This is a genomic window from Blautia sp. Marseille-P2398 (assembly GCF_964240315.1).
Taxonomy (GTDB): domain Bacteria; phylum Bacillota; class Clostridia; order Lachnospirales; family Lachnospiraceae; genus Blautia_A; species Blautia_A wexlerae.
Genome location: NZ_CAXSTD010000003.1, coordinates 47185 through 72061, shown reverse-complemented (window position 1 = coordinate 72061; position 24877 = coordinate 47185). Strand labels below are relative to the sequence as shown.

The following is a 24877-nucleotide window of genomic DNA, read 5'->3' as shown; positions in this document are numbered from 1 at the left end:
TTTACATCTCCTCCTGAAGAACTCTTCTTAAGTCTTCAATAAGTTTACGGATTCTCTCATTTTCCATCTTCATGCTCACCTGATTGACTACCATTCTGGCAGACAGCGGGCAGACCTCTTCCAGCACCTTCAGTCCGTTTTCCTTCAGTGTACTTCCGGTCTCCACAATATCTACGATCACTTCAGACAGACCAACGATGGGTGCCAGTTCAATGGAACCGTTTAATTTGATCAAATCTACTGTCTGGTGTTTTCTGTTAAAGAAGTAATCCTTGGCAATATTTGGATATTTAGTCGCCACACGGATCAGCTGGTTGTTCTCCAGAACTTCTCTGGCACTCTCCGGTCCGCAGACACACATCTTACATTTTCCAAATCCAAGATCCATCACTTCATAAAGCTTACGGCCTTCCTCCAGGATCGTATCCTTTCCCACAATTCCGATATCTGCCGCACCATACTCTACATAGGTAGGAACATCCGGCCCTTTTGCAAGGAAGAATTTCATCTTCAGTTCTTCATTGGTAAAGATCAGTTTACGGGAATCTTTATCTTTCATTTCTTCGCAGGTGATTCCTGCTTTCTCAAACATTTCCATTGTTTTGTTGGCAAGTCTGCCTTTGGTCAGGGCAACTGTCAGGTATCTCATGGCTTATCTGGCCTCCTTTTTCAAACGTAATGCCACACATTTGCCTTCTGCGCGAAGTTTCTGTGCTTCTTTGATCGCCTGTGCACGATCCTGTGGCTCATATTCGATCACTTCCGGCTTCTCTTCTTTCTCAGAGAGCAGTTTCTGGCTGGAAAGTGCAAGAAGAAGATTGTCTACTTCAATCGCAAATCCGATAGAGGCCGCCGGTTTACCGAAGTGTTTCATCAGGCCATTGTAACGACCGCCCTTGATCATTGGCTCGCCGGTTCCATAGGTGTATGCCTGAAAAATGATACCTGTATAGTACTGATATTTACTAAGCATTCCAAAATCGAAAGAGATATACTTTTCATATCCGTAGTTTTTCATAATCTCATAGATTTCTTCCAGTCTGGAAACTGCTTCCAGTGCGCAGGCGTTGTTTGTCAGACTTCTGGCTTTCTTTAAGACTTCTTCTGAACCAAACATCTGTGGGATTTCAGTAAAGGCTTTCTGCATACTGTCTTTGAGTTTCTGTTCTTCTACAAACTCTTCTACTCCGAAAGAATTTTTCTGCGAGATCAAAACACGAAGACGTTCTTCTGCTTCCGGACCGAGTTCGGCTTCTTTTAATAAGGATTTGAAGTAATCTACCTGTCCGACACTGACCTGAAATTCTGTAAGACCTGCTGCCAGAAGGCATTCCACTGTCATGGCAAGAAGTTCTGCATCTGCATCTGCGGATTCATCACCGATCCGTTCTACTCCCATCTGTGTGGTTTCTTTGAGATGTCCTCTGTAGCTGGTGTTATTAATAAATGTGTTTCCTGTGTAGCAGAGGCTTACAGGTTCTTTGTCCGGGGAAAAGTAGGTTGCACAGGCTCTGGATACAGACGGGGTGAAGTCAGGTCTGAGTACCAGGGTATTGCCTTCTCTGTCAAAGAATTTATAAAGTTCTTTGGATGGGATGGTTCCTACTTCGCGGCTGAATACTTCAAAGTATTCGAATGTCGGGGTTTCTATGTCTTCATAGCCATACTGGTGGAAGACGCGATGGATTTTCTCCTGTACCTTTCTTTTCTGGCTGCATTCGCCGTTGTAGATGTCTCTTACACCTTCAGGGGTGTGGAAAATACGCTGCATGGGTGGTCCTCCTCTTGGTTATGTTGTGATTCTTTTTATTATTACTTTATATTTACTTTAGTATAGTAACGTGTTACTAAAGTAATGTGAAACTAGATAGAATTATAATAGGTTTTCAAAAAAATGTCAAGTACAGTTAATGTATTATATTGTTGTTTTGTCTGTTCATTATGTGTATTCAGAGGGACGCTCAGAAACATATTGTATTTGAGGTGCGGTTTCGGTACCTAAGAGTTTCTAAGTCTTCAGAAAATCTGCTAAAACCATGAGAAGAAAAGCCCGGAATTACTCGCTGTCGCTCAGACAAGGGGCTTTTCTTCTCATAACGCAGATTTCCTGAAAACTAAGAATCTCTAAGACACCTGCAAATGCACCTCAAATACAATATGTTTCCGAGCTGGTTTTCGCAATGTGGAAGATTATGATGGCTATAGCAAGTCTATTAACTAATGCATTTAAGACAGTTCAGCCGAGTGCGAAAGACAAGGAAGATACCTACAGGCGTGCTGATGCACGTCAAGGATATCTGACGCAGGATTTTACGCTCTGATGAACTGATTCAATATACATTATAAGAGGCTTGCTATAGTATGCCAACAAGTTGATTTCTTCATGGTTACTGCCAATACACAGCGCAGAAATTTATTTTATTTCCGGTGCATTTGCAGGTATCTTAGAGCGTGTCTGAAAAAGGCTTTCTGCAAGATGTGCGTCACAATTTGTGGGATATTTTGCCCGGATGAGGGCGCCGTAGCGGGCTACGGCAACTGAATTCGGGTGAAATATCCCGCAAAGTGGGGCGTGCAGATTGCGGGAATGATTTTTCAGACACACTCTAGAGTTTCTTAGGCAAAAAAAATCTGCGTTATGAGCCGGCTTTTTCACTGTCTGAGCGAAGTCGGCGACGGAGCGAGTTTGAGAAGACGGCTCATGCTTTTAGCAGATTTTTTTGCCTTAGAAACTCTTAGATGCCGAAACCGCACCGGAAATAAAATAAATTTCTGCGCGTCCCTCTTCTATTCCCTCTCATCAAGATCAATCTGAATCCCATCCAGAAAGGGCACAAGAAACCCGCTTTTTTTATTCAAATAATACTGAGATTCCAGCTCTTCGCGCCGAAAGCTCTTGCGGCCGCCTTCCTGCATCCGGTTCCAGAAAGTAAGGAGACTGCGCAGTGTAAGGTAATAGAACTGGTTTTCATGGCTGTAGAATATAAGAAAAAAAGCCACCCCTCCCTGCTTTTCAAATGCCTGCATAAATTCCACCTGATGAGGATGGATATTCGCAAGCGGAAAAGTATCCGCCGCACATTCTTTGGCATCAAAGCAGACAGGGATGCCCTGTACTGCTCCGATATAGTCTACAGTGCTTCGTTGCTCGAAATATGCCAGCGTAATATGACGGTTTTCCTTATCCATACGGACAGGTGTGATCGGAGTGGGAATTTTCTGGATAAGTGCCAGTCCCTTTTCTCTGTATTGTTCATTTGTACGATTTACAAGATCCTCCAGAGTGGATCCCCGCAAACCTCTGCTGTTCCATGTTGCCACTTTATTTCTCCGTAAATTTTATTTTCTACTTCAATAATTTTACCGACGGATAATACCTGATAACTGCCTTTCCGACAATCTCATCAAAGGTCACAAAACTGGTGCTTTTCCAGCAACGGGAGTCTTTGGAATGATTGCGGTTATCACCCAGGACGAAATAGCTGTTTTCGGGAACTTCATACGGGCCAAAGCTGCCCCTTGGTTTTTCCGGAACGAAACTGTCATCCAGAGGAATCTCTGAATCATTGATATAGACTTTGCCGTCCTTAATCTGTACTTTTTCTCCCGGAAGTCCGATGACTCGTTTGATGAAAAGCTTGCTTTCGTCATCCGGGTATTTGAAAATAACAATGTCAAAGCGTTCCGGATCTTTTATTTTTTTTGATATTTCATGTCCGAAGAAATCCAGATTGAGTCCATATGCAAGGCGGAATCCGAAAATACGGTCTCCTGTCATAATGGTTTTTTCCATTGATTCGGAAGGAATTTTGGCATTGATCAGTACTACGCTATTCACAAGCGTTACGATCACTACTACTATGATGATCATTTTTGCATAATCCCATATTTCTTTCCAGATTCTCATGATAAGCCTCCTCAAGATTTTCCTCTTTGATGATTTTACAGAAAAGCTCCGGTGCCGGCGCCACAAAGGTCTTGTCTGTCTCCGGAATTACTAACCTGTATGCATGGAGAAGCTGATGCCTGACTCCATGGCGGATGTATTGCTTATTAAATTCAGAATCTCCGTATTTGGTGTCTCCAAGCAATGGATGTCCTGTTCCTGCAAGGTGAGCACGAATCTGGTGAGTACGGCCTGTGATCAGCTCAACTTCCAGAAGAGTTATTTTTCCGTTGCTGCCAAGAGGACGATATTTCGTTTCAATCGGCAGGAAATCTTTGAATTCCTGTCTGCTTACGATTACTTTGTTTGTTTTTTTATCTTTGTGCAGATAACCCCTGATATGATCCGGTTTTTCTATTTTGCCTTTTGTGAGGCAGATGTAGTATTTGTGAAGTGTTCTGTCGTGGAATATCCTGGACAGAAACTGCAGACCGGCAAGACTTTTCCCTGCACAGACCATTCCGCTGGTATTACGGTCAAGTCGGTTACATACAGAAGGTCTGAAGGTTTTGAGCTGTTCTTCTGTAAGGTCACCTTTCTTTAAAAGGTAGCCGGTCAGGTATTCTACAAGGGACGGTTCCCCGTCATCTGCCGGCTGTGAAAGCATCCCTGCCGGTTTATTGATGATAATGATATCAGGATCCTCGTAAACAATATCCAGTTCGCAGTATGCTCTTGCTGCCTGACTGCTTCCTGCAAATTTATCGAAAGTTTCATCACTCAGAAACAGTTTGATGGTGTCGCCTTTGAGAAGTTTTTCGTTTCCTGTGGCTTTCTTTCCATTTAGAGTGATGTTCTTTTTGCGGAGCATTTTGTAAAAAAAACTTTTAGGTGCTTCTCTGAGAAGCTTGGCCAGATATTTATCAAAGCGCTGGCCCGCTTCATTTTCTTCTATAATAAATTCTTTCATATTTAATTGTTCCTGTATAATTATACCAAACTCCGAAATAACACATTGCTATAGATATATTTTGTAATTGAATTCCGGCGACTACAGACACAATGCCAGAATGGTCTGTCGGATCAGTTCGTTTCTGGAAAGATCCGGATATTTTTCGTCCGGGGTAAATTTGATTCCTTCTTCCAGACTTTCTCTGTGATCGTTCATGGAATCAAGACGTTCTAAGAACGGACGGAGATCTGTAAAAATTTTCACCGTCACTTTATAACCGTTTTTACGGATGATCTTCTGGGAATTGGTTTCCATGAAAGATGCATCGATTTTCGGATCACTGCTGTAAGCCACTACTGTATTTCCGCATACTGCTGCTGCATCAATATAGGCACTTTTTTCATAAAAAGTCATGTAAAGTTCATATGCCATATCCAGACTGCCCTGATGCTCATGGATTTTCTGATATAATCCGGCATCCATTGGTCTGCATTTCAGGATCATGATCAGATTCACCATGGATTTACATGCCGGAAGACAGCCGACTACAGTTACAACTGTCCAGACAGTCATTCTTGTCTTAAAATAGAACCAGGATGTAAAAAAGATGAATAAGGGTACTGCAAAAAGAATTGCAGTGATGATCAGGCGGCGTCTTTTTTCACTTCTGAAATATCCGAAATTCCCTTTGGATACTTTTGAAGATGTTTTTGCTTTACTTTGTTTTTTATTTCTGTTTTTCTTTTCTGTCACTTACGTCCTCCTCTGGAATTTTTCTTATGTATATTTCTGATAGTATTCTTCTTTGCAGATGCTGAACTGTTTTTGTTATTTTTGCTATTTCTGCTGTTTTTCGCATTCCGACTACTGCCCTGAGTATGCTGTTGGCCTCCATGATTCTCTCGAAGCGGCCGGATCAAACATTTAGGGCCGTAACCTACCAGGTCCATTCTTCCGGTCATTTTGAGGCCTTCCAGCACCAGTTCTCTGTTTGCAGGATTCTTGTACTGCATCAAAGCTCTCTGTATTGCTTTTTCATGGGGGTTCTTCGGAACATATACCTTCTCACCTGTAAGAGGATGGATTCCCGTATAGTACATACAGGTAGAAAGAGTAGACGGGGTTGGATAGAAATCCTGTACCTGTTCCGGGGTAAAGCCAAGATCCCGGACATATTCCGCAAGTTTTACTGCCTCTTTCATGGTACATCCCGGATGGGAGGACATGAAATACGGGACAGCATACTGCTGCTTTCCTGTTTGCCTGTTTGCCGCATCATATTCCTTAAGAAACTGCTGATAGACGCTGTGACTTGGTTTTCCCATATACTTCAGAACCTGATCAGACACATGTTCCGGTGCCACACGCAACTGCCCGCTTACGTGATGTTCCACCAGTTCACGCAAAAAAGTCTTGTCCCTGTCTGCCACCACATAATCAAAGCGTACACCGGAGCGGATGAATACCTTCTTCACTCCCGGGATCTTCCGCAGCTTCCGAAGCAGAGAAACGTAATCCGAATGATCTACAGTCAGGTTTTTGCATGGCGTGGGAAACAGGCACTGCTTATTCTTGCAGACCCCTTTCGTGAGCTGTTTCTGACAAGATGGTTGTCTGAAATCTGCTGTGGGACCACCCACATCGTGAATATAACCCTTGAATTCAGGATCATTTGTCATTCTGGTAGCTTCTTCGATCAGAGACTCATGACTTCTGGTCTGAAGAATTCTTCCCTGATGAAAAGTCAGGGCGCAGAAATTACAGCCGCCAAAGCACCCTCTGTTGCTTGTCAGGCTGAACTTGATTTCTTCCAGTGCTGGAATTCCGCCCAGCTTCTCATACATGGGATGAACTTTCTCCGTATAAGGCAGGGCATATACATCATCCATTTCCTCCTGCGTCAGGGGCAGAGCAGGAGGATTCTGTATAATATATCCCTTTGTCCCATAAGATTCTGCCATTGGTCTGGCGCTGAATGGATCTGTATTCTGATACTGAATGGCAAAGCTGTCTGCATAAACCTTCTTATTTACTTTTACTTCCTCATAAGAAGGAAGAATAATCGGATCATAAACTCTCGACAAATCCCTGCACTTAAATACAGTTCCTGCAATATAGGTAAGTTCCTCTACCGGCAGTCCACTCGCCAGCGCATCTGCAATCTCTATGATCGAATGCTCACCCATTCCATAGGAAATCATATCTGCCCCGGAATCAAGGAGTACACTGTGTTTTACTTTATTCTCCCAATAATCATAATGTGCCAGTCGTCTCAGGCTGGCTTCAATCCCACCTAGGATAATGGGTGTCTTTTTATAAGTCTGACGGATCAGATTGCTGTACACGATCACCGCGCGGTCAGGACGAAGTCCCATCTGGCCTCCCGGTGAATAGGAATCTTTCTGCCTGTGCTTTTTAGAGACTGTATAGTGATTTACCATAGAGTCCATATTTCCCGCAGATACCAGAAATCCCAGTCGAGGCTCTCCAAATACCTGAATACTCTCCTTCTTTCTCCAGTCAGGCTGAGGAATGATCCCCACTTTATACCCACGACTCTCCAACAGTCTGCTGATGATCGCAGTACCAAAGGAAGGATGGTCCACGTAGGCATCACCTGTAATATAGGCAAAATCTACCTGCTCCCACCCTCTCTGTTTCATTTCTTTCTTTGTTACCGGTAAAAAATCCTGCATTTATATTTTCCTCGTATGTATTATAGTCATGCGGATACGATCATCCGCCACACAGTTCTACATCTGCAGCAAACCTTTCAAATTATCATTTCCGGATAATAATCAGACATGATGATACACTGCCTGTGCCCGGTATCCTTCGGATATAATATCAAGCTGTCTGTGGAACCGCTTCAGCTGCTGAAGATCTTTTGTTTTAAATACTCTCAGGAACTCATCCTGAATCTTCATAATCTCCCGCTTATTTGCAATCTTGTATAGATTTTCAATGTTGATCAGAATATCCTTCACCAGATTAGACTGCATCTGTGACGAATTCTGTGCATCCATAATCTCATTCCGCACAGAAGACATCTCATGGTCAAGAGCATTAATGGCATCTGCTGCCTTGCTCAGACGTTCTGCCACATGCTCCGGCATATCCCCTTTATATTTATATTGCAGGGAATGCTCAATCGTCGCCCAGAAGTTCATAGCCATTGTACGGATCTGTATCTCCGCCTGCAGCTTCTTTGGCCCTTTGATCGTATCCACTGTATAATAAATAATCAGATGATAACTTCTGTAACCACTCTGTTTAATATGCTTCAGATAATTCTTCTCACTCTTTATAACCATATCGCTTCTCTTCTGAATCAGGGAAGCAACCGTCTCTATATCCTCCTCAAACTGGCAGATAATACGAACACCGGCAATATCCTCCAGTTCTTCTTCCATTCTCTCCATAGGAATATGCTTGCGCTGCATTTTCTCAAGAATACTGCTCACGCTCTTAACCCTGCCCTCCACCTGCTCAATCGGGCAGTAAACATCATTCTCTTTACATTCATCAATAATGTGATTGAATTTCACTTCCAGCTCTCTCACAGCCAGTTCATACGGGCACAAAATGCTTCTCCATAACTGTATTTCCATTTTCACTCGCTCCTTGCATTTCATACATTTTGTTATTATAGCATAGATTTTGAAAAATATCTCGCTAATATGAATAGTTTCTGTTTTTTTTAGAAATGCTTGTTACTGTTCACACACCACTATCCCGCGAGGTGTTTTGGCATGAATATGCCAAAATCCCGAGACATACAAGCCAAAATTCCATTGCCGCAGGCAATCTGGAATGAATTTTGGCTATGTTACTGAGAACGGAGTGAACAGTAACAAATGCCTAGTTCCGCATTCTGATACAGTATATGCAAAGCACCGGACATATAGAACATTCAAAAAAGCACCCCTGCCGCCAAAGCGCAACAGGGATGCTTCCAACATCACTCTTTAAGAGCCTCCAGAACTTTCACCAGATACTTCCAGACTCTCTCTGTAGAAGAAATACTAAGCACCTCTTCAGACGTATGAATATCCTTCATATCAGGTCCCAGAGACACACAGTCAAGTCCTTCCATCTTCTTATAGAAAAGTCCACACTCAAGTCCTGCATGGATTGCCACCACATTCGGTTTCTGTCCATACATTTCCTCATATACTTCCACCATCTTATCACGAAGCGGTGAATCCTTGCGATACTCCCACGCAGGATAAACGCCCTGTCTCTCATACTCTCCGCCAAGGAACTCCGTCAGATAGGCAATCTTGTCAGAAAGGGAATCTCTGGCTGTCTCCACAGAACTTCTGATACTGGAACTTCCCATTACCTCATTCTCAGAAGTCTTCAGAATACCAATATTCGTAGAAGTCTCTACCAGTCCTTTGATCGTTCCGCTCATTTTCTGAACACCATAAGGTACATTTACAAGGAAGAAAATTACTTTTTCTTTACTTGTGGGATGAAGAACCCTTACTTCCTGTTTTCCCTCATCTTCAACAGTTACTGTGATACCCTCATCAGTTCCTGCATACTCTTCTCTCCATGCTCCCTGCACAGAAGCCGCATATTCTCTGACAGCATCTACATTTTCTTCAAGAACAAGGATTTCTGCTGTAGCCTCCCTTGTAATGGCATTATCTTTCTGTCCGCCCTGCACACTGATCAGTTCAAAATCTGTTTTCTCATCCAGACCATGGAGAAATTTTCCGAGAAGAGAATTTGCGTTTGCACGATTCTTGTCAATCTCAGCTCCGGAATGACCGCCCATCAGTCCGCTGATCTTAACTGTCAGCTTCTCTCCCTCTGCATCCAGTCTTGTCACTGGAATATGGCTGACTCCGGAAAGTCCGCCTGCACAGCTGATCCAGAGGCTTCCTTCTGCTTCAGAATCCAGATTGATAAATCTTCTTCCTTTTAATACACTGCAGTCAAATCCAACTGCACCCAGAAGACCGATTTCCTCATCTACAGTAATAAACACCTCAAGCGGCGGATGAGCAATTGTATCACTTTCCAGAAGTGCAAGGCCATAAGCAACAGCAATTCCGTCATCACCACCAAGGGTTGTTCCGTTTGCAGATACATAGTCACCTTCTACAGAAAGATTTAATCCGTCTTTTGTAAAATCATGCTCTACATCCGGACGTTTCTCACATACCATATCCATATGTCCCTGAATGATCACTACAGGAGCATTCTCGTATCCCGCTGTGCCCGGTTTATAAATAACCACATTATTCATCTCATCCTGAACATATTTCAGATCATGATCCTTTGCAAACTGAACCAGATAGTCACTGATCTGCTTTGTATTTCCTGAGCCATGAGGAATTTTGCATATCTCCTCAAAATAATGGAACACTCTTTTGGGTTCACAATTCTCTAAAACTGCCATAATTATATTACCTCCAAAAATCACACATTTGTCTTATAATATACCATTGTTTTCCCGATATACGACAAATTTTCCAGATATATTTTACCCAAATACTATAGCATTTATTTTCATTCTGCGCCATATAAATTTTATAAAGAATGGCAAACAATTGCAAAGAGGTTGTTGTATGTCCAAAAACACCATACTCACCGGTGGTATTTGTTTTCTTCTTGTCTTTCTTCTGCTGCATCCTGCTGAAAGTCTGTCCTGTGCCAGAGCCGGAATGACTCTGTGGCTGAATACATTAATCCCAACGCTTCTCCCATTTATTATTCTCACAGGAATGCTTACACATACCGGTCATATCCGGAAACTTCTCCTGCCATTTGAATCATTCTTTCATATTTTTCCGGGTGTCAGCATCTGGGGTGGTTATGTTTTCGTTCTCGGAATGCTGTGTGGTTATCCTCTGGGAGCCAAACTTGCCTCTGATCTGTATGGATTACATAAAATCAGCAAAAAAGAAGCTCTTTATCTCACCACCTTCTGCAACAATCCAAGCCCTGCCTTTATCATTACCTATCTCTGTAAGTCCTGTCTTAAGGATACAGTACCTGCCGGCATGGTCTTTGCGAGTATTTTTTCAGCAAATCTGATATGTATGCTGTTCTTTCGTTTTTTTGTGTACCAAAATGCCACCATCTCAGATTCCCCAGGATTTTCACCCGAGATTTCTTCTCGAAAAAATATACTTGATTTTTCTATAATGAACGGTTTTGAAACCATTACACGTCTCGGAGGATATATTCTATTGTTCTCCATTCTGGCAGGATGTATCAGATATTATGCGCCTTTTCCACTTCTCTATCAATACCTGCTGCTCGGATTTACAGAGATCACTTCCGGACTTTCTCTTATTTCAGTTTCCGGACTGCCATACATGACTCGTATACTTTTGTCCGCTGCAGCCACCGCATCCGGCGGTCTGTGCATCCTTGCTCAGACAAAAGGTGTTCTCCACCATGACCTCAGCATTCTGCCTTATTTTATTTCCAAGTGTATCTGCACATTCCTTACAGCAAGTATTCTTTACTGTCTGATTTCCTATCTGTGAAAATAAATTCTTTCCGGGAACTGTCATCATTTCATTATACAAAATCAGGGCAGGAAATTTTCCTGCCCCTTGTTTTCTCATCTTCTATATTTATAACTGATTTATTTTTAGTTCTCTCCCAGATCATCTAACAGATCGTCATCATCATCTTTCGCTCCGTCATTATCATGATAAGAGCCTGTAATTGCTGCAGCCTGTGCTGTCTGAGGTGCAAGTTCCTGACGATTGTGGTTTACAACATCAAGACAGCTCTGCAGGGAATCAATAAATGTTTTGTATTTCACACCTGCATCCTCTAATGTTGTATTAAGCACACTGCCAATATTGGCCATCATATCATCTGTATAGGTGATCGCGCTGAGACGAATGCTGTTTGCATCCTGTGTTGCAGAATCCAGAATCTCCTGTGCCTGTTTGTTAGCTGCATTGATCGTATCATTTGCCTGTGCATATGCTTTCTGCATAATCTCATGCTGTGTTACCAGTTCCTGTGCTCTTGCCTGTGCATCTGCGATCAGTGCATCTGCCTTAGTCTGAGCATCCTCAAGGATAGCGTCCTTATTGTTAATGATCTTCTGATAACGTTTAATCTCATCCGGAGTTTTCAGGCGGAGTTCTCTCAGAAGTTCCTCAATTTCTTCTTTATTTACCACAATCTTAGTAGTTGACAGTGGCTGGAATTTACAGCTGTCCACATATTCCTCAATCTCACCGATAATCTGTTCAATTCTGCTGCTCATAGTATATACACTCCTTATTTTCTATTTCTGTTACTGTACGCTCTATGTGAACAATAACTTATTTGTTGTCTGCTGTAAGACGAATCTTCTCAATAACTGCATCCGTTATCTCGGCCGGTGCAAACTTACTCAGGTCGCCTCCAAAATGTGCAACTTCCTTCAATATTGTAGAACTCAGGTATGCATATTCCAGACTTGTAGTCAGAAATACAGTATCTACATCCGGTGCAAGTACACGATTGGTCTGAGCCATCTGGAGCTCATACTCAAAATCTGTAACTGCACGAAGTCCACGTATGATCACCTGAGCGTGATTCTCTCTGGCAAAATTCACAGACAATCCCTCAAATGGTTTTACCTCGACATTAGGAACGTCCTGAGTCGCCTTTTCTAATATATTAACACGTTCCTGCACAGAAAACAACGGACTTTTTGAAGAATTATGTAAAACGCCCACTATCACTTTGTCAAAAGAAACTGCTGCTCTCCGGATCACATCAAGATGTCCATAGGTAGCCGGATCAAAGCTGCCGGGATATACTGCTATTTTCATTTATTTTTACTCTCTCTTTCCTCTGGCACATACACATATGCATAACAACACGAATGCTGCCTGCAGGCAGCAATCTTATGATAATTTCAGGAAGCAATGTATTCATTCTGAAATTATTATAGTTAATTATGCACGTTCTAAAAATACATGCTTATTTGTTTTATACTCTTTCGAACGCAGCTGCCTGTAACCGAGAGATTCCACATAACTGAAATCCGTCTGAAGATCCGCTTCCACAATAATAAGTGTATTCTTATCTGCAACTGTGCTGTCTTTCAGATATTCCAGCACCTGTCTTTCCAGTTCATTATTATATGGGGGATCCATAAAAATAATGTCAAAAACACCTTTTCCCTCAAGGGAACGCAATGCCTGCAACACGTCCATGTTCAGCAGTTTACCATCTTCTGCCAGTTTTGTAAATGCAAGATTTTCTCTGATGCATGCAGCAGCTTTTGGATTCTTCTCCACAAACACTGCATAAGAAGCTCCTCTGCTCAGAGCTTCGATTCCGATCCCGCCACTTCCGGAAAAAAGATCCAGGAAACGGCATTCCAAAAGCTCCGGCTGAAGTATATTAAATAATGTTTCTTTGATTCTGTCAGTAGTAGGTCTTGTGTCTATCCCCGGAATTGTTTTCAAATTAAGCCTTCTGGCTTTACCTGCGATCACTCTCATTTCAGATTCAGTCTCCAATCCAGGTCTCCTCTTGCAAGCCCTAAAATAAGAAGTTCTGCTGTGGCAATATTTGTCGCTACAGGAATATTGTACTGGTCGCATCTTCTCACGATGCTTGTGATATCCGGTTCTTTAGGATCAATCATGACCGGATTGTAGAACAGAATGACCATATCAAGATCCTGACGCTCTACCATCTCCATAAACTGCTTGTCTCCACCAATACTGCCGGCAAGGAATTTATGCACATGAAGGCTTGTCGCTTCTTCTATTCTCCGTCCGGTTGTACCTGTGGCATAGACCTCATGTTTGGCAAGTATATTCTTATAAGCGATGCAGAAATCTTCTATCAGTACTTTTTTACTGTTATGTGCGATTATACCTAAGTTCATAGTTTCTCCTCTCCGTTTCTCCTATTTATTTTGCGGATTTTATCTTTTATCCACAATCCTAACTGTAATTATAACAAAGCACTAAATAAAACGCAATTAAAACTTAAAAAATATACATAATTCATAATTTATTAATATTTTTCTTACAGTCATCATGCAAGTTTTCCTGTTTCCATGCTCTTCCTGTCCATGCGAAAACTTCCAGTGTATTATTTCTGCATCTTCATATACTAGCATTGCAACACAAAAACACTTTCAAAAGAAAACAACAACCAAGGAGGAAATTGATATGTCAAACACAAAATCTTCTAACCAGACAGCTGTACCGGAAGCAAAAGGTGCGTTAGACCGTTTCAAATTCGAGGTTGCAAATGAATTAGGCGTACCGCTTACAGACGGGTACAACGGTAACCTGACTTCTAAACAGAATGGTTCTGTCGGAGGTTATATGGTCAAGAAAATAGTATCAGAACAACCGCTGAATTTCAATTCTATATTTTATATCATTCCCAGAGTCATTGTCAACTACAGAACAACATTCCCAGGTATTTGTTACTGTTTACGCACCACTATCCCGAGACATATAACCCCCGAAATAATTGTATTATAGCCTTTATTCTCGGCCGGTCTTATGATAAGATTCTCCGACATTTCCGGAACCGGAACTTGGTGTTCGCTGTCCCAGAGTGATCATATGTAATCGTCTGGACGCAGTGCGTGAGTCTAATGCGATTGGAGTATCAAGGATAGCAGGAATTCATGCAGGATTATGGCATTTTAAAATAGTCCATATTCAGAAAGCCCTCAGATATAGACAAAATCTATAGCTGAGGGCTTTCTTGTGTCTTTGGTTATGTATTTTCCTTATTCCGGAACCGGCAGAGTCACTGTGACAGGCTCATGCTCCAGTGCTGGAATAATTTTCTGCATCAGATCTTCAGTTGTGAATTTGAGACTCGAGGTATTAATACAGGGATGACAGCCGAAGTATGGCTCCTTCATGACGTCTTCATCAATAAGAAGCTGTACTTTCTTCTCAGAATCATTCATCAGTCCCAATACACTGACGGATCCAGGGGTGATATCAAGATATTTCTCCATATATTCCGGTTTGGCAAAAGATAATCTGGCGGAATGGATCTGCGCAGAGAGATCTTTTGTCTTAAACGGTTTATCACCAGGCATCAGAAGAAGATAAAAATCCGTCTCCTGACGATTGCACAGGAACAGATTTTTGCAGATCGTGGTGTTGTCGCCAAGGGCGTGGTCAATTTCTTCGCAGGCTTCCATAGTCATAGCAGCCTCATGGTCAATACGCTGATATTGAATACCTAGCTTGTCTAAAAAATCATAGACGCGGATTTCTTTGTTCAGACGGTTATCTGTATTTTCGGGTCTTCCCTTTTGTAATTTCATTTCATAACTCTCCTTTTTTTCATTTATCAAAGTGTAATCCTTTTGTAAGCGGAATGTCAACAGAAGAGCAAATATCCAGAATATTTTTCTGGTATCCTGTACATTCTACCACCTCCGCGGAATAGATCACCAGCACTCCAGCTCTCCCCACCTTATGATACCAACCGGTTTATCCGCAGCAGGAATATCATGTGATGCTCCATAGTACCCATCAGTACCCGCTATATATCCGCTGAAACAACATCTCATCCAACTGCATCTACTGCCAGCATCCCTGCATCCTGACATGGATTATTCCCCCATCCTATCCACAATGCTGTAGATACTTACATAGAAAGCCTCCATGGGGATAAAACGGTACTCACAGCAATGGAACTGCCGGATATCAAAGAGTTTAACAAAATCGGCTATTCAATAGCCGTAGTAGTTTATATACATAAGTTTATGCGCCCTTTCTTATCGACCTCTGCCGCATCTATAAGATACAACCAATCTAAACATAACAAAACATGGGACATATTGGAAAGGAATTCTGTTTTCGCACGATTTACATTTTCTGCGGACCGGTAAGCCTCTTTCAGTGCCTGACGAGATTCAATCTCTGCTTTCTTCTCCTGTGTCACATCCATGGATGCCAGCAATACCTTTTCCAGCTTTCCATTCTTCCATTCCAAGGGAATATAAGAAGCGATTTTATAAGTCTTTTCATCCAGGCTGCAATATTCAAACTTATAAATATCATTTTCACTTTTCAGTTTTTTCCGAATATTATCCGGGGCTATCAGGATATCTATAGCTTCCAGTGGTTCCAGTGTCTTATACCTTTCAAGAACCTGCATCTGAAAATCATGATAAAAGCCCAGAGGTTTATATATCATCTGTCCATTCAGGTTGTAGGACTCATATCTGTCATTTTCCAGATCACAGACAACAAAGCGGTCAACCAGACGTACGATACTCTGAATCAGCTGCTCCATGGAAGCATTATCTGCTGCCATCTGCAGATGCCGTGCGCTCTCTACCTTTGCCTCTGTGATATCACGCAAGAAAATCATGGCATATTCTGAATCCTCTATCTCTCCACGTATGATCACATTGCGAACCCATCGTTCTTCTCCATTCAGAGTGATTCGACACTCTAAAGACAATTCAGTTTCCAGCCCCTTCAGCCTTTCTGCAATATAATCACGGTCATAAAAAGCGGATACCGCCTTCTTATCTGTTTCCATAACATAGGAATCCACAAAATGCTGTATCAGTTCATCCCATGTATGACTCTGTTCAAAGACGGTCATCAGGGACGGTTCAACCTTAAAAGTATCAAAAATATTCGCTTCCAGATTCACATAATACTCGCACAGATCTGCTTTCGTTGGAACACTGAACTTGATACAATTTAACCTTGTTTCCCCTAGGGGTGTTCAAAGGGGGTTCATTTGAACACCCCCTTGAGAAATGGCACTTGCAGGCATAAAAGAAGGCAGGCAGTCTCGTTATAAGACTACCTGCCTGTTGATTATTCTTATGCTGTTTTCTGTATTTCGCCAGTTCGGCAAACTGGAAGTTAGCGATTTCTTTTTCCGGTATTCTCTGTCCCACGGATTTCCTCATGATAGAAATAATCTACGATCACCGGATGCCCCTGCGGGACTCTGCCATAAGGCATTTCATTATCCACAAAGGCACAATCATACTTCTTAGCCATTTTCTCAGCTTTTACTTCAAGTGCTTCAAAGTAGCTGCGGTTATGCTTGTTATAGATCTCGTCGTAAAGTGGTACAAGATCAGGATATTTTCCGGCGATATAATCCATAATTGTCTTTTTGAAACCGCCTCGAAGATTGAGATTTTCGAGCCAGAACAGATCGCACTGATCCTTTACCCGCTCAAAGATTGCTTCAAAATTCGTGATACCGGGGAATACCGGGGATACGAAACAGACTGTACGGATACCTGCTTCATATACCTGCTTCATAGCAGCGATACGGCGCTCAATGCTCGAAGCAGAATCCATATCGTTCTTGAAATTTTCATCTAGTGTGTTGATCGACCATGAAACGGTTACACGTCCAAGCTTCTTCAACAGATCAATATCCCGTACCACAAGATCCGACTTTGTGCAGATCAGAATATCTGCGTCACTGCCGATCAGCTGCTCCAGAAGTTTTCTGGTATTCCCGAATTGCTCCTCCTGTGGATTGTAGCCATCTGTCACAGAACCGATGACCACCCGCTGTCCGGCATATTTCTTCGGATTTTTAATTTCCGGCCAATGCTTCACATCAAGGAAAGTGCCCCATTCCTCCTTGTGCCCGGTAAAGCGCTTCATAAAAGAAGCATAGCAATACTTGCAGGCATGTGTACAGCCCACATAGGGATTGACCGAGTAACCGCCTACCGGCAGACTAGACTTAGTCATGATGTTCTTTGTTTCCACCTCACGAATGAGGATTCCATTTATTACTTCTTCCATGATTTCTGTACCTCTAACACTTTATTAAATTCTTCCGGCATTTCCTGAATCATATTTTCATCCCCTATGATAGGGACAAGGTCTTCCTTCATAAACACCGGAATGCCGAGCTTATGTGCCTGGTCCGTCAGAGACCATGCCCATTCCGGCTCCGTATGAATCTTCCTGCTCTGAGCTCCGGTCATGGTGCCGACAACGATCCAATTGATTCCGGAAAGGTCAACTGTGCCGGGATCATCAAATAACGGCTCAAAGGTAACATGGTAATGTTTTGCTCTGACGTTTTTCCGAAGGGCGTCGATACGCCACCGTTCTGCTTTCCTCGTCACCGTAACGCCAAACCATGCGTTTTCCAGATCGGTATCAAAATCCAGCAAATCAGGTCGCTTGGTAAGGAACAGGAACTGATGCTGTGGATTTTCACGAATCTTTGCAAATACCTCGTCTCTCCATTCCGGCTTCCATCCAGAGAGATCGCTCATGCCGGTAAGAAGAAAGTTCTGCGGACGTTTCTTTTCCATCATCTTGAGCTTACCCGGAAAGAATTCAGGGTCAGCGAAATCATCAATCATATGCCAGCGTTTCACGTTGTTGCGGGCATAGCAATATGTACACCCCACTGTGCAGCCAATGACGATATTCATGTTCTGAATCTGATCTTTGATACAAATACTCATGACTTCTGCCACTCCTCAAGATTCTTTCTGATGCGGTCGAGGCATTCCTCAAACCGGATAATTTCTTCCTCTGAAAAACCTTTGTAGTAAATACTGCCCATCTCATCAGATACAGAATCGTACTCGCCCTTTAAGGCATGTGCTTTCTCAGTCAGAAACAGGAGCGTTTTCCTTTTGTCCGTTTCAGACTGAACACGACTTATCAGCCCTTGATTTTCCATTCTTTCCAGCATCGTAGTAAGAGATGTTATCGCTAATCCGCATTTAGTCGAGAGTGACCTGATTGAAATACCATCCTTCTGCCACAGCACATAAAGAATACGCCCCTGGGCTCCATTAAACGCATCAATATTCTTTTCACTGAGAATCTTCTCGAAAATCCGGTCTCCAAGCTGTTTTATTTTGGTAACAAGAAATCCTCCATTCATTTCCATGCAAAAGCTCCTATATAGTAGTTTATTAAAAACATACTATATAGGAGCTTTATTGTCAACAGTTTATATGTCTTAATAGGTAAATTCCGTTTTTTTTCAATTCTCCAAACTGGAATTTATATAATTATTCCTCTAACTTTCCCCATTTTACAGGCTTTTCCGCCTGTCCATTAGTGAAATGATATGTAGTTTCCCTTATTTTTGCCCTTATGAGATAATCACAAGGGAAATAAGGGAATTTTTTTAGTCATTACCTACCACTTTATCAAGAAGCCGAACCGATTTTCGTTTCGCATCTCTTGTGGAGTGAGCATAGACATTCATTGTGGTACTGACATCTGAGTGTCCCAACAATTCCTGTACATCTTTTGGGGCTGCTCCATTTGCTAAAAGGTTGCTTGTATAGGTGTGACGTAACTGGTGGAAATGAAAGCCTTCAAATCCCTCTAATGCTTTTGCCACCTTTCTGCATACCGTCCCCAAAGTAGTCGGAAGTTCCAGACAACCATCCGGTCTTAAGCAGACAAAAGAAATTTCTTTATAATCTGCCGGGACTTCCTGCGTTCTGTCTAAGCAATAATATTCGTAGTACACTCTGTTTTTCTCTTTGACCTCTTTGTAGTAGTTCGTGTGATAAAGTTCTCCATACTGCATTCGATTTTTTAACTGCTCTTTCCGGGCATTACGGAAAATCTCTACCAGTGTATCTCCAAAATCAACAACCCTTACTTTTTTCCGCTTGGTTGGTCCGATGATATATTTGCGCTTTGAGCCATCATATCGGATGCTGCGTCTTATGGTAAGGCATTGTTCTTCCAGATTTACGTCCTGCCATGCCAAACCACAGGCTTCTCCAATACGAAGCCCGGCATAATAGGCTATCTGGATTGGAAGTATTGCGGCTGGGTTCTTTTTTTGCAGATAAGCAAGCAGTCTTTCATAATCTTCTCGTGAAATTGGTTGGACATTTCCGTCCATATCCTCATCAGAAAACAAATCCACTTCATCCGTCTGATACCGCAGTTTAATATACTGCATAGGATTGAACGTAATATACTGCTTTGGAAATACTGCAAAGCGGAATGATTGCTGCATGACTGCGGAAAAAGAATGGATGTAATCTTTGCTGTAACCCTTTCTCTCTTTTCCATCGGGATGAACTCCCCCGAAGGAAAGCAAATCGAAGAAAGATTGCAAATGTTCAGAGGTTACATTTTTCAGTTTACGTTCTGCCAATGGGTGTTTCTTAATATTTCGGATTGTTCCGAGGTAATTCTCCACCGTACCATTGCTGAGCGTACCTGTTTTTAATTCCTCCTCTGCCCACACATCCAGAAGTTGTCCGACTGTGAGATTTTCCGCTTTGGCAACAAATTTCTTTTTCTCATAATCATCCATTGCCTGACGGAGCAGCTTTTCAGTTCCACTTTTGCTTTCTGTTCCAACGCATTCTTTCTGAACAAGATTGCCGCTTGCGTCCTCTACATAGAAGCGGTAGTACCATTTCTTTCCTTTTTTCTTACAGATCCTTTTGCCATAATCGTATGTCTCCTTTCGATATTAGACAATCGGAACTGATGAAATGCTTCGTGCGTGTAAGTATATCATAACTCCGGTTGTCTTACTATACCGATTCGGAATCTTCGTATAAGACTTCTGATAAAAGATTTGCAAGCCTTTGTTCTGCTGTTTTTTGTTTCTTGGAATAGAGCCTTACAATGTCTGCCATCTCATTAAAAGCATTGATGGTAGGAGTGATTTCCCTTAAGAACATAATCTCATTATATTCATCATTCGATTCAAACCCTATTGTTTTGGCAATATCCGTCTGACCAGCATTTCCCTTGAAGTTTTTGCAGGCGAACTGGAAGGAATCCAAAAACAGACCATATTGTTTTAACATCAGCAGTAATAAATCTTTTGAAAAAGCATCTTCTTCTTTGGTAAGGGCAAGCGGTAACTGTTCCAGAATATCTCCCATCGCATCACGAATCTGTAACTCTCTCTTATCCGTAATGTCGGTTTCATATTCATCTGTTTCCCCTTTGAGCCATTCCACAGATACATGGAGTGCTTCCGAAAGACCTTCCAGCACCATTTTTTTCGTATTGTCAATCGAACCATTCTCATAACGCAGGATTGTAGAAGCGGTAACCCCCATCTTTTCTGCGACATAAGGCTGTGTCAGATTCAATTCCAGACGGCGCTGTTTTACTCTGCTGCCTATCAGCTTGCGTAGTTCTTTATCTTTCATGCTGACTGCCTCCTTTTTCGGTATGTATGAATTATAGCATTGTTTTTCCGAAATTGCAATATGCAATATAAAAATTATTTTTAATATTTCGTAACGCTTGACAAAAAGATTTGGAAAGGATATACTTACATCACAAGAATTGCATAATGCAATTTATAAGGAGGTGATTATATGACGCAAAGAAAAATTGCATTATCCATCGAAGAAGCTGCTGACTATACGGGAATCGGCAGAAATACCTTAAGACAGCTTGTAGAATGGAAGAAACTTCCAGTATTAAAGGTTGGTCGCAAAGTCCTGATTAAAACCGATATTCTGGAAATGTTTATGGAAGCTAATGAAGGTCGTGATTTGAGGGATAGAGGAAATGTAAAAGCCGTAACAAGAACTGCGGCAAATTAAAAAGGCGGCTTCCGAAGAAACCGCCAAAGGTTCTATCAGACCGAAGCCATGATATACCTACACGCAAGAAGATTATACCATGTGCTTCTTCTGATACGCAACCGAGAACTTATGTTTGCAAAAGAAAGGGGAATGTAATCATGGCAAAATCAACAAAAAGTTATGAAGAACGAATGCTTGAAATGGAAAAGAAGGAACAGGAAAGCCTTGAAAAGGCGAAAAGATATGCAACACAGAAGAAAGAACTTCTGAAACGAAAGAAAGCCGAAGAAAGTAAAAAACGAACCCATAGGCTCTGTCAGATTGGCGGTGCAGTGGAATCCGTTCTTGGTGCACCTATTGAGGAGGAAGACATCCCAAAGCTGATTGGTTTTCTGAAAAGGCAGGAAGCCAATGGGAAGTTTTTCTCAAAGGCAATGCAGAAAGAAGCCAATACCGATATGGAGGAAGTGTAATGGCGGAGGGGATGAGTTTTTCATTCCCTTCATTGCTTTTTCATGAAGGGCGCACTTATGGACAACCAGAGGTCGTCCCAATAAGTTTGCCACAAGTGGCAACCGGTCTGCGCTCACGCTTGCCGGGCTCGTTCCGTCGGCGGGGCTTTCAGCCAGACCTGCTCATGCCGCAGGAGGCACTCTTCGCCAGAGGGGCGCATTCCATGCAGACTGCTATGCGCAGGGCACTCTTACGCAGAGGGCGTTCCGGCAATGCTGCTTTTTCTAAAATTGAAAGCAATGTTGCCGGAAATCTATGCCGGATGTGCAGAAAGGAGGAATCCAGACATGGCGATTTTTCATTACACAATCAAAATAGTCGGACGAAGTAAAGGAAAATCTGTTATCTCCGCTTCTGCATATCTCAATGGGGATGTGATGAAAAACGAAGAAACCGGGAGTATCAGTTATTACACTTCTAAAAAAGAAGTGGTCTACACCAGTCTGATGATGTGCGAAAACGCACCTTCTGAATGGCAGATAGTACCAGAGGAAAATATAAAACGCTTTCAAAAGTCTGTCCGATACAAAAGGTCAGAAGATAAAGAAGCTGCTATAAAAAAATTTAAAATCACATTTCAAAAACAGAGGTTATGGAATGAGGTATTGAAGATTGAAAAAAGTGCGGATGCCCAACTTGGCAGGTCATTTGAATTTGCCCTTCCAAAAGAATGGAGCAGACAAGAACAGATTCAATATACAGCCGACTATATCCAAAAAACATTTGTGGATAAAGGAATGTGCGCTGATTGGAGTATCCACGACAAAGGGGATGGCAATCCTCATGTCCATCTGCTTCTGACTATGCGCCCTTTTAACCCGGATCATTCTTGGGGAAAGAAAGAAGTCAAGGATTGGGAATTTGTCAGAGATAAAAACGGAAATATCGTGATTGATGAATCCCATCCGAACTGGTGGCAGGATAAGAAAAACCCTGACCGTCATGGAATCCGTATCCCTGTATTAGACGAAAACGGAATCCAGAAGATTGGTGCAAGAAACCGCTTGCAATGGAAACGGGTGCTGACCGATGCTACTGGATGGAACAATCCAAAAAACTGTGAACTATGGCGGAGTGAATGGGCAAAGGTATGTAATGAACATCTGCCTTTGCAGAATCAGGTCGATCACCGTTCTTATGAAAAACAGGGAAAACTCCAGATTCCTACCATCCATGAAGGCGCTGACGCAAGAAAGATTGAACAAAAGTTTCTTGCCGGGCAGGAAATAAAAGGTTCGTGGAAAGTAGCGGAAAATCAAATCATAAAACAACAAAACACGTTATTGCAAAAGATACTGGACACCTTTGGGAAAGTATCGGGTGCATTATCATTATGGAAGGAGCGATTAAATGACATTAGAAGAAAGCCGGGAAATTATACCCTTAATGGAATCCATGATTGGGCAAATCGAAGAACAGCAGACCTTAATGGCAGAAATGATTCTGGAAATGCAGAACCGGGACACCCAACTCTCTCTTATGCAGGAACAGAATCAGAAATTGCAAAAATTAAACAACGAGTTATCCGGGCTGCTCAACATTTTGCCAAATACCGAGGAACTGCTTTCCAAGATGGAAGAACAGAAAACGAAGATAGAACTTTTGGAAAACGAAAATCAGCAATGGCAGAAATTGGCACAGAAGCTGAACAGCGAAAACAGTTTATTACTGAAACAGAACACCGAATTGCTGAACTGGAACAGCAGATAGAGAAAGGACGTGATATAGATGAACGAATCCAGAGAATTAAAGAACGCCGAACAGTTGGAAGAGCTTCTGCTCCTGACCGAGGAGATACAAGAAGAACTGGAACAGAAAGACCAGCTTATCGTGGAACTGAAGACGCAGCTCAACGAATCTCTGATCTTGAACGAGAAATTAAACAAAGAGAACAGAGCCGGGAATATTCAAGCATTAAAGAACGACTTGAAGCTGGCAGACAGAGCATTGCGGAACGAGAAAGAGAAGCTGCGAAGCGCAAACGTCATGATCGGGGAATATCAAAATAAAATACGCTGTTTAACACAACAACGGGATTATGCCCGGACACATCAGAAAATCGTAGAGATACCGGTAGAAAAGCCGGTACTCTATGAAAAATGTGAATCCTGTGACCGGACAGCCTATCAGAATGCAAAAGCGAAATACGGAACACAAAAAGAGCGACTTGCCGGACAGTATAAAGCAAAAACGGTAATGTTCCAAACAACCTTGTTCCTTCTTGCATGGTATTCGCTGACAACCACTCTTTTTCAGGCAGTACAGTCCAATGTGTTCCTTTCCGATTGTAAATCATTCTTCCATGATGCAGCGTCATTCCTACAAACTTTTATCGGTTGGACAATTGATGCCGGGCAATCTGTGGCACAGATTAGCACAAAAATTCCAAATCCTTTTATAGCCGGAATGGTATATTGGTTATTTCTGATATTGGTTGTCGGAATATGTGTGGCAGGGACAGGGATACTGGCGATACTGATAGAAATAAAGGTTATAGAATTATATAAGAAAAACTGTTGGGATGTTATTACTCTACTGATGATACTGACAAGTACTGCTGTCATCATTTATTTTGGAGAAGCAATTAAAAAAGCACTTTCCGTAAATCTTCTATTGCTTTTCGTACTTTCTCAGGGAGTATATCTTGGAATCAGATGTTATTTGAAAAATCGGTTAGGTACCAAGCAATATTGGTGAAAACATGCTAAAAAACGTATAATAGCAGGGGATAAAACATCGTCCCCTACTATTATATTATCCTTTTCCAATTTCTAGTAGGATATGCCTGTTTCATTATGCTTTTTTAAAAGCCTTAGTTTGAATGCTTTACTGTATTTCTTCCTAGACATAAATATGCTCCACATGGTACATAAAAAAGGACATGGCAATACCTCCTTGATACCACCGTATCCTTGAAAAAGGGCGACTTTAACACACCCTCCGTATTCTCATTTTTACAAAAGAAAACGGCGGTTTTGATTGTTATTTCAAAACCGCCGTTAAAATGGCATGAGAA

General features: G+C 42.0%; 23 protein-coding genes and 6 pseudogenes. 8 read left to right on the top strand and 21 right to left on the bottom strand.

All coding sequences use genetic code 11. The features are described 5' to 3' along the window. Position 1 precedes the first annotated feature (1 nt). The 3 genes and pseudogenes from hisG to ACESZG_RS04700 form a co-directional block, all read right to left on the bottom strand. Positions 2-649 (bottom strand): ATP phosphoribosyltransferase, encoded by a 648-nt coding sequence (gene hisG, locus ACESZG_RS04710; RefSeq protein WP_008702990.1) that lies wholly within the window; start codon positions 647-649, stop codon positions 2-4. A gap of 3 nt (positions 650-652) precedes the next feature. Beyond that, positions 653-1771, bottom strand: coding sequence for an ATP phosphoribosyltransferase regulatory subunit (hisZ, locus tag ACESZG_RS04705; RefSeq protein WP_118341748.1), 1119 nt, complete (start codon positions 1769-1771; stop codon positions 653-655). A gap of 642 nt (positions 1772-2413) precedes the next feature. Next, positions 2414-2539: pseudogene (locus ACESZG_RS04700) on the bottom strand (DUF6783 domain-containing protein); the annotation flags it as partial. Between ACESZG_RS04700 and ACESZG_RS04695 the strand changes: the two are divergent. Beyond that, a pseudogene (locus ACESZG_RS04695) lies at positions 2489-2620 on the top strand (DUF6783 domain-containing protein). The pseudogenes ACESZG_RS04700 and ACESZG_RS04695 sit on opposite strands and share 51 nt — an antisense overlap. Positions 2621-2787: 167 nt before the next feature. Here ACESZG_RS04695 and ACESZG_RS04690 read toward each other — a convergent pair. The 7 genes from ACESZG_RS04690 to ACESZG_RS04660 form a co-directional block, all read right to left on the bottom strand. Beyond that, positions 2788-3321: a Holliday junction resolvase RecU gene (locus tag ACESZG_RS04690; protein ID WP_120062353.1), complete on the bottom strand. Its 534-nt coding sequence runs from the start codon at positions 3319-3321 to the stop codon at positions 2788-2790. Between the two features lie 25 nt (positions 3322-3346). Then, positions 3347-3907, bottom strand: coding sequence for a signal peptidase I (gene lepB, locus ACESZG_RS04685; RefSeq protein ID WP_008702987.1), 561 nt, complete (start codon positions 3905-3907; stop codon positions 3347-3349). After that, positions 3831-4856, bottom strand: coding sequence for an RluA family pseudouridine synthase (locus tag ACESZG_RS04680; RefSeq protein WP_173704242.1), 1026 nt, complete (start codon positions 4854-4856; stop codon positions 3831-3833). The genes lepB and ACESZG_RS04680 overlap by 77 nt, the downstream gene beginning before the upstream one ends. An 81-nt stretch (positions 4857-4937) precedes the next feature. Beyond that, positions 4938-5591, bottom strand: a complete 654-nt coding sequence (locus ACESZG_RS04675; RefSeq protein ID WP_008702984.1) for a hypothetical protein — start codon at positions 5589-5591, stop codon at positions 4938-4940. Next, positions 5588-7534 (bottom strand): YgiQ family radical SAM protein, encoded by a 1947-nt coding sequence (locus tag ACESZG_RS04670; protein WP_025576990.1) that lies wholly within the window; start codon positions 7532-7534, stop codon positions 5588-5590. Before ACESZG_RS04670 ends, ACESZG_RS04675 begins: the two co-directional genes overlap by 4 nt. 102 nt (positions 7535-7636) lie before the next feature. Next, complete coding sequence (locus ACESZG_RS04665; RefSeq protein WP_025576989.1) at positions 7637-8449, bottom strand: GTP pyrophosphokinase family protein; 813 nt, start codon at positions 8447-8449, stop codon at positions 7637-7639. 350 nt (positions 8450-8799) lie between these two features. Further along, on the bottom strand, positions 8800-10251 hold the full coding sequence (locus ACESZG_RS04660) for an aminoacyl-histidine dipeptidase (RefSeq protein ID WP_020993878.1): 1452 nt from the start codon (positions 10249-10251) through the stop codon (positions 8800-8802). A 169-nt stretch (positions 10252-10420) separates the two neighbouring features. Here ACESZG_RS04660 and ACESZG_RS04655 point away from each other — a divergent pair, with 169 nt between their 5' ends. Next, positions 10421-11347, top strand: coding sequence for a hypothetical protein (locus tag ACESZG_RS04655; RefSeq protein WP_055058007.1), 927 nt, complete (start codon positions 10421-10423; stop codon positions 11345-11347). A gap of 107 nt (positions 11348-11454) precedes the next feature. Here the strand turns inward: ACESZG_RS04655 and ACESZG_RS04650 are convergent, their stop codons facing one another. From ACESZG_RS04650 to ACESZG_RS04635, 4 genes are all read right to left on the bottom strand, one after another. Beyond that, positions 11455-12087, bottom strand: a complete 633-nt coding sequence (locus ACESZG_RS04650; RefSeq protein ID WP_008702979.1) for a hypothetical protein — start codon at positions 12085-12087, stop codon at positions 11455-11457. Between the two features lie 58 nt (positions 12088-12145). Further along, the gene (gene coaD / locus ACESZG_RS04645; RefSeq protein ID WP_055058006.1) at positions 12146-12640 is read right to left on the bottom strand and encodes a pantetheine-phosphate adenylyltransferase; all 495 of its coding nucleotides are present in this window, start codon (positions 12638-12640) and stop codon (positions 12146-12148) included. A gap of 126 nt (positions 12641-12766) precedes the next feature. Beyond that, positions 12767-13318 (bottom strand): 16S rRNA (guanine(966)-N(2))-methyltransferase RsmD, encoded by a 552-nt coding sequence (gene rsmD, locus ACESZG_RS04640; protein WP_020993877.1) that lies wholly within the window; start codon positions 13316-13318, stop codon positions 12767-12769. Beyond that, positions 13315-13710 carry a methylglyoxal synthase gene (locus ACESZG_RS04635; RefSeq protein ID WP_008702973.1) on the bottom strand — a complete coding sequence of 132 codons (396 nt, stop codon included), beginning with the start codon at positions 13708-13710 and terminating at the stop codon, positions 13315-13317. Before ACESZG_RS04635 ends, rsmD begins: the two co-directional genes overlap by 4 nt. A 289-nt stretch (positions 13711-13999) precedes the next feature. On the opposite strand from ACESZG_RS04635, the pseudogene ACESZG_RS04630 reads away from it, so the two are divergent. Beyond that, positions 14000-14185 (top strand): annotated as a pseudogene (locus tag ACESZG_RS04630) (small, acid-soluble spore protein, alpha/beta type); the annotation flags it as partial. A 389-nt stretch (positions 14186-14574) separates the two neighbouring features. Here ACESZG_RS04630 and ACESZG_RS04625 read toward each other — a convergent pair. The 7 genes and pseudogenes from ACESZG_RS04625 to ACESZG_RS04595 all read right to left on the bottom strand — a co-directional run bounded on the left by ACESZG_RS04625 (position 14575) and on the right by ACESZG_RS04595 (position 20964). Next, complete coding sequence (locus ACESZG_RS04625; protein WP_118568899.1) at positions 14575-15126, bottom strand: prolyl-tRNA synthetase associated domain-containing protein; 552 nt, start codon at positions 15124-15126, stop codon at positions 14575-14577. A 428-nt stretch (positions 15127-15554) separates the two neighbouring features. Next, positions 15555-16499: pseudogene (locus tag ACESZG_RS04620) on the bottom strand (ABC-three component system middle component 6); the annotation flags it as partial. A gap of 191 nt (positions 16500-16690) precedes the next feature. Continuing rightward, positions 16691-17599 (bottom strand): radical SAM mobile pair protein B, encoded by a 909-nt coding sequence (locus ACESZG_RS04615; protein WP_118759675.1) that lies wholly within the window; start codon positions 17597-17599, stop codon positions 16691-16693. Next, entirely contained in the window at positions 17587-18276 is a 690-nt protein-coding gene (locus tag ACESZG_RS04610; protein WP_008704237.1) for a radical SAM mobile pair protein A, read from the bottom strand. The genes ACESZG_RS04615 and ACESZG_RS04610 overlap by 13 nt, the downstream gene beginning before the upstream one ends. Then, on the bottom strand, positions 18273-18710 hold the full coding sequence (locus tag ACESZG_RS04605) for a radical SAM mobile pair system MarR family transcriptional regulator (RefSeq protein ID WP_008704238.1): 438 nt from the start codon (positions 18708-18710) through the stop codon (positions 18273-18275). Before ACESZG_RS04605 ends, ACESZG_RS04610 begins: the two co-directional genes overlap by 4 nt. A gap of 243 nt (positions 18711-18953) precedes the next feature. Then, positions 18954-20248, bottom strand: a pseudogene (locus tag ACESZG_RS04600) (tyrosine-type recombinase/integrase). Between the two features lie 86 nt (positions 20249-20334). Continuing rightward, positions 20335-20964: a helix-turn-helix domain-containing protein gene (locus ACESZG_RS04595; protein ID WP_072522125.1), complete on the bottom strand. Its 630-nt coding sequence runs from the start codon at positions 20962-20964 to the stop codon at positions 20335-20337. 171 nt (positions 20965-21135) lie between these two features. On the opposite strand from ACESZG_RS04595, the gene ACESZG_RS04590 reads away from it, so the two are divergent. The 5 genes and pseudogenes from ACESZG_RS04590 to ACESZG_RS04570 all read left to right on the top strand — a co-directional run bounded on the left by ACESZG_RS04590 (position 21136) and on the right by ACESZG_RS04570 (position 24558). Continuing rightward, a complete protein-coding gene (locus ACESZG_RS04590) occupies positions 21136-21366 on the top strand; it encodes a helix-turn-helix domain-containing protein (RefSeq protein WP_004843519.1) in 231 nt (76 codons plus the stop codon). A gap of 140 nt (positions 21367-21506) precedes the next feature. Next, entirely contained in the window at positions 21507-21821 is a 315-nt protein-coding gene (locus ACESZG_RS04585) for a relaxasome subunit MobC (RefSeq protein WP_072522126.1), read from the top strand. Next, positions 21821-22179 (top strand): annotated as a pseudogene (locus ACESZG_RS04580) (hypothetical protein). The gene ACESZG_RS04585 and the pseudogene ACESZG_RS04580 overlap by 1 nt, the downstream one beginning before the upstream one ends. Next, positions 22149-23870, top strand: coding sequence for a MobA/MobL family protein (locus tag ACESZG_RS04575; protein ID WP_026076987.1), 1722 nt, complete (start codon positions 22149-22151; stop codon positions 23868-23870). The pseudogene ACESZG_RS04580 and the gene ACESZG_RS04575 overlap by 31 nt, the downstream one beginning before the upstream one ends. Beyond that, positions 23848-24558, top strand: coding sequence for a DUF6040 family protein (locus ACESZG_RS04570; protein ID WP_117677647.1), 711 nt, complete (start codon positions 23848-23850; stop codon positions 24556-24558). The genes ACESZG_RS04575 and ACESZG_RS04570 overlap by 23 nt, the downstream gene beginning before the upstream one ends. Positions 24559-24877 lie beyond the last annotated feature (319 nt).